Annotated in this window: 3 protein-coding genes and 1 pseudogene; all 4 read left to right on the top strand. The window is 67.0% G+C overall.

Annotation, left to right across the window (positions count from 1 at the left end; translation table 11 throughout):
- The first annotated feature begins 119 nt into the window (after positions 1-119).
- The 4 genes and pseudogenes from ACFQ9R_RS30835 (at position 120) to ACFQ9R_RS30820 (ending at position 4,362) form a co-directional block, all read left to right on the top strand.
- Entirely contained in the window at positions 120-1,157 is a 1,038-nt protein-coding gene (locus tag ACFQ9R_RS30835; protein WP_378995651.1) for a branched-chain amino acid ABC transporter permease, read from the top strand.
- Positions 1,154-2,578 carry a branched-chain amino acid ABC transporter permease gene (locus ACFQ9R_RS30830; protein WP_378995649.1) on the top strand — a complete coding sequence of 475 codons (1,425 nt, stop codon included), beginning with the start codon at positions 1,154-1,156 and terminating at the stop codon, positions 2,576-2,578. The genes ACFQ9R_RS30835 and ACFQ9R_RS30830 overlap by 4 nt, the downstream gene beginning before the upstream one ends.
- Positions 2,575-3,483: pseudogene (locus tag ACFQ9R_RS30825) on the top strand (ABC transporter ATP-binding protein); the annotation flags it as partial. The gene ACFQ9R_RS30830 and the pseudogene ACFQ9R_RS30825, both read left to right, overlap by 4 nt.
- Positions 3,484-3,666: 183 nt before the next feature.
- The gene (locus tag ACFQ9R_RS30820; protein ID WP_378995800.1) at positions 3,667-4,362 is read left to right on the top strand and encodes an ABC transporter ATP-binding protein; all 696 of its coding nucleotides are present in this window, start codon (positions 3,667-3,669) and stop codon (positions 4,360-4,362) included.
- The last annotated feature ends 188 nt before the right edge of the window (positions 4,363-4,550 follow it).

Genomic DNA, 4,550 nt, shown 5'->3' with positions numbered 1-4,550 from the left:
TGCGTGCGCGCCCAACATTATTTTTTTTTTTCTTCCGTTTTTTTTTTCTTTTTGTTGGGGGCGGGGGGGGGGGTGGCCTGTCCCCCCCCCCCCACCGCTCGCCTGACGCGAGAGTAACCATGACATCAGCGGCTTCGCTCGGTGTGACCCTGCTGGCCGAAGGGTCCATCGATTTCAACGTCTCCGGGGTGATCGACCAGTTCTGGCGATTGACCGTGGACGGCCTCACCTATGGCTCGATCTACGCCCTGGTCGCTGTCGGCTACACGCTGGTCTACGGCGTGCTCCGACTGATCAACTTCGCCCACTCCGAGATCTTCATGCTCGGCATGTTCGGCACCTACGTGGGACTGGAACTGCTCGGCTTCGCGCCCAGCGGCAACGTGTATTCCCAGGGTGTCCTGCTGACAGTGCTGTACCTGGGCTTGGCGATGCTGTTCGGCATGCTCGTCTCGGGCATTGCGGCGGTGGGGCTCGAACGAGTCGCCTACCGGCCGCTGCGCAGGCGCGGCGCGAAACCGCTGGCGTTCCTGATCACCGCGATCGGTATGTCGTTCGTGATCCAGGAATTCGTGCACTACATCCTGCCCAAGATCAAGCCGGGGCTCGGCGGCTCCAACGCCCAGACCGGTATCCGGCTCGTGGAGCCGAAGGTGCAGTTCAGCTTCCTCGGCGCGCAGGTCACCAATGTGGCGCTGGTGATCATCGCCGCGGCCGTCGTGCTCGCGATCACGACCGAAATCGTCATCAACAGAACCAAATTCGGCCGCGCCATCCGCGCGGTCGCCCAGGACCCCGACACCGCCACCCTGATGGGTGTCTCGCGTGAGCGGGTCATCGTGCTGACGTTCCTCATCGGCGGTCTGCTGGCAGGCGCGGCCGCGATGTTGTACACGCTCTACATCCCCACCGGCATCATCTTCTCCGGCGGTTTCATCCTCGGTATCAAGGCGTTCAGCGCCGCGGTGCTCGGTGGCATCGGCAACCTGCGCGGCGCGCTGCTCGGCGGGTTGATCCTCGGCATCGCCGAGCAGTACGGGCAGATCCTGTTCGGCACCGAATGGCGTGACGTGGTCGCGTTCGTGCTGCTGGTGACCGTGCTGATGTTCCGGCCGACCGGCATCCTCGGCGAGAGCCTGGGGAGGGCACGCGCATGACAGACCTGACGAAAACCCCGAAAGCGCCTGTCGCACAGCAGGATCGACGTGGCATCGGCGATGCGATCCGGGTCTGGTGGGACGGGCTCTCGCGTCCGGCCCAGTGGGCCGTTGGCGTGCCGATCATCGCCTTGCTGGCGCTGATGCCGCTGTTCCCGCCCCCGCTGCTCGACACTCCGGGCGTGAGCTTCGGCGGTGTGATGGCGCAGTTCGCCATGTACGCGCTGATCGCCATCGGCCTGAACGTGGTGGTCGGCCAGGCCGGTCTGCTCGACCTGGGTTATGTCGGCTTCTATGCCGTCGGCGCCTACACGGTCGGCCTGCTGACCAGTCCGAACAGTCCGTGGAACCAAACCGACGGCGGCTGGCTGCAACCCGGCTGGGCGTGGGTGGCCTGCCTGCCGATCGCGATCGCGCTGACCGCGCTCGCGGGCCTGATCCTCGGCGCGCCGACCCTGCGGCTGCGCGGTGACTACCTCGCGATCGTGACGCTGGGCTTCGGTGAGATCGTCCGGCTGATGGCCGACAACCTGGGCGACCTGACCAACGGCAGCCTCGGGCTGTCCAAGATCGCCTACCCCACGGTCGGCGAATCCGAGGCGCACCCCGGTGGTTTCTTCTCCCCGGGCAACCTCGGCGACACCAGCAGCTGGAATCCCTTCCAGCGGGCCAGCAACGGCACCTGGTGGTTCTGGCTCGGTATGGCCTTCGTGATCGTGGTGCTGCTGATCATCGGCAACCTCGAGCGCAGCCGGGTCGGGCGCTCCTGGGTCGCCATCCGCGAAGACGAGGACGCCGCCGAGATCATGGGCGTGCCGACCTTCAAGTTCAAGCTGTGGGCGTTCGTGATCGGCGCCTCGGTCGGCGGTCTGTCCGGCGCGATGTACGCCGGTCAGGTCACCTACGTCAACCCCAAACAGTTCGACATCATCTTGTCGATGTTGTTCCTGTGCGCGGTGGTGCTGGGTGGTTCGGGCAACAAGCTCGGCGTGATCGTCGGCGCGTTCCTCATCGCCTACCTGCCGATGCGGTTGCAGTCGGTGCAGCTGGTGTCCAGCGAGTCGACCGGTTACCTGCTGCTCGGCCTCGATGTCGCGCTGCTGATCGGGCTGTGGTTGCTGTGGCGGTGGAAGAAGGACGCGCTGGCCGCGTGGGTCCGGCGGACGGTGATCGGCGTGGCGATCGTCGCGGTGATCCTCGGCCTGCTGCTGTTCGGCAGTGTGTTGCTGTTCCGTCCGGGCGGCGCCCAGAACCTCGGTGACCTGAAGTACCTCTACTTCGGCATCGCGCTCGTGGTGATGATGATTCTGCGGCCACAGGGTCTGTTCCCGGTGCGGCAGAAACTGCTCGCCTACGGCAGACAGGTGTACCAGGCGGTCGTGCGCAAGCCGGCGGCCGAATCGATCGGAGCAGGGCGATGACGGGGCCGGGCGCGGGAGACGCGCTGTACGACAACGAAGACATGAAGGCCGGCTACCAGCCGCCGCCCGAGGTCGAGCCGACCGGCGAGGTCGACGTCACCGCGGTGCTGCCCGAGCTCGCCGATGCCGAGACCGTCGCCGAGGTGGTCGCGCCGCATCGCGAGATCGAGACCGCGGTGGGCGAGCCCCTGCTGCGTACCGACGGTCTGACCGTCAAATTCGGCGGTCTGACCGCGTTGGACGGGGTCAGTTTCGAGATCCGCCGCGGCGAGATCCTCGGTCTGATCGGCCCCAACGGCGCGGGCAAGACCACCTGCTTCAACGCGATCACCGGCGTCTACAAGCCCGCGTCGGGCAGCGTGCACTTCGACGGTCGGCCGCTGGCCAAGACCAAGCGCAACGAGATCACCCGGATGGGTATCGCGCGCACGTTCCAGAACGTGCGGCTGTTCGGCGAGATGACGGCGCTGGAGAACGTGGTCGTCGGCACCGACGCGCGCCACACCACCTCGGTGCCCGGCGCGGTGTTCCGCACGCCGAAGTTCCGGCGCGAGGAGCGTGATGCCATCGAACGCGGCATGGCGCTGCTCGAGTTCGTGGGCATCGCGCCCCGCGCGGTGGAGAAGGCCCGCAACCTGTCCTACGGCGATCAGCGCAGGCTCGAGATCGCGCGGGCGCTGGCCACCGAGCCCAAGCTGCTGTGTCTCGACGAGCCGGCTGCCGGTTTCAATCCCAGCGAGAAGTCGGCGCTGATGGACCTGATCCGCAAGATCCGCGACGACGGCTACACCGTGCTGCTCATCGAGCACGACATGCGCCTGGTGATGGGCGTGACCGACCGGATCGTGGTCCTGGAGTTCGGGCGCAAGATCGCCGACGGCCTGCCCACCCAGGTGCGTGAGGACCCAGCGGTGATCGCGGCCTACCTCGGCGTGCCCGACGCGGACACGATTGAGGAAGTGCGCGAGGGATCGGTCGCCGCCGCGGAGGAGGGGGCGACGCCGGTGGCGGACGCCGTGGTGGTGCGCTCGCGGGACGAGCCGGAGGTCGTGGTCGAGACCGAGGCGCCGCTGCTCGAGGTCCAGGACATGGTCGTGAACTACGGCCGGATCCAAGCGCTGCACGGCATTTCGCTGTCGGTCGCCCAGGGTGAACTGGTGACTCTGCTCGGCGCCAACGGCGCGGGCAAGACCACCACCATGCGGGCGATGTCGGGCCTGCTGCCGCTCACCTCGGGCCGAATCCTGTTCCAGGGCAAAGACATCACCACCATGAAAGCGCACGATCGGGTGGTCGAGGGTCTCATCCAGGCGCCGGAGGGCCGCGGTGTCTTCCCGGGCATGACGGTCGCGGAGAACCTCGACATGGGTTGCTATGGCAGGCCTTTCGAGAAGAAGACCGAGTACCAGCAGACTCTGGACTGGGTCTTCGAACTGTTCCCCCGCCTGGCCGAACGTCGCAAGCAGGTCGGCGGCACGATGTCGGGCGGCGAACAGCAGATGCTCGCCATCGGCCGCGCCCTCATGGCCCGGCCGAAGCTGCTGCTGCTCGACGAGCCCTCGATGGGTCTGGCCCCCATGGTGATCCAGCAGATCTTCCGGATCATCAGCGAGATCAACCGCCAGGGCACCACCGTGCTGCTCGTGGAACAGAACGCCCAACAGGCCCTGACCCGCAGTGATCGCGCCTACATCCTGGAAACCGGCGAGGTCACCAAGTCCGGTCCGGGTGCGGGATTGCTCACCGACCCTGCGGTCATGTCGGCCTACCTGGGCGTCGACTAATTGCCGGCGGCGCGGGGACCCTCGACGATGCGGCGGGCAGTCGCGGGTGCGAGGGTCACCTGCGTTCGGTTGTCCCAGGCGGTTCGACGCTGTGTTTGTTGGAGCGCTGGCGCGCTCGAGTCGCGGCCCCTGGGGGCCGCCGGTTAGCCACCGGGGCTTGCTCCTTCGTCGCCTACGCCCCGGCGGCT

This window comes from Nocardia sp. NPDC056541 (assembly GCF_042794235.1).
Lineage (GTDB): Bacteria > Actinomycetota > Actinomycetes > Mycobacteriales > Mycobacteriaceae > Nocardia.
Note: the sequence above shows the minus strand (reverse complement) of the source record. Positions and strands in the feature narration are given on the sequence as shown.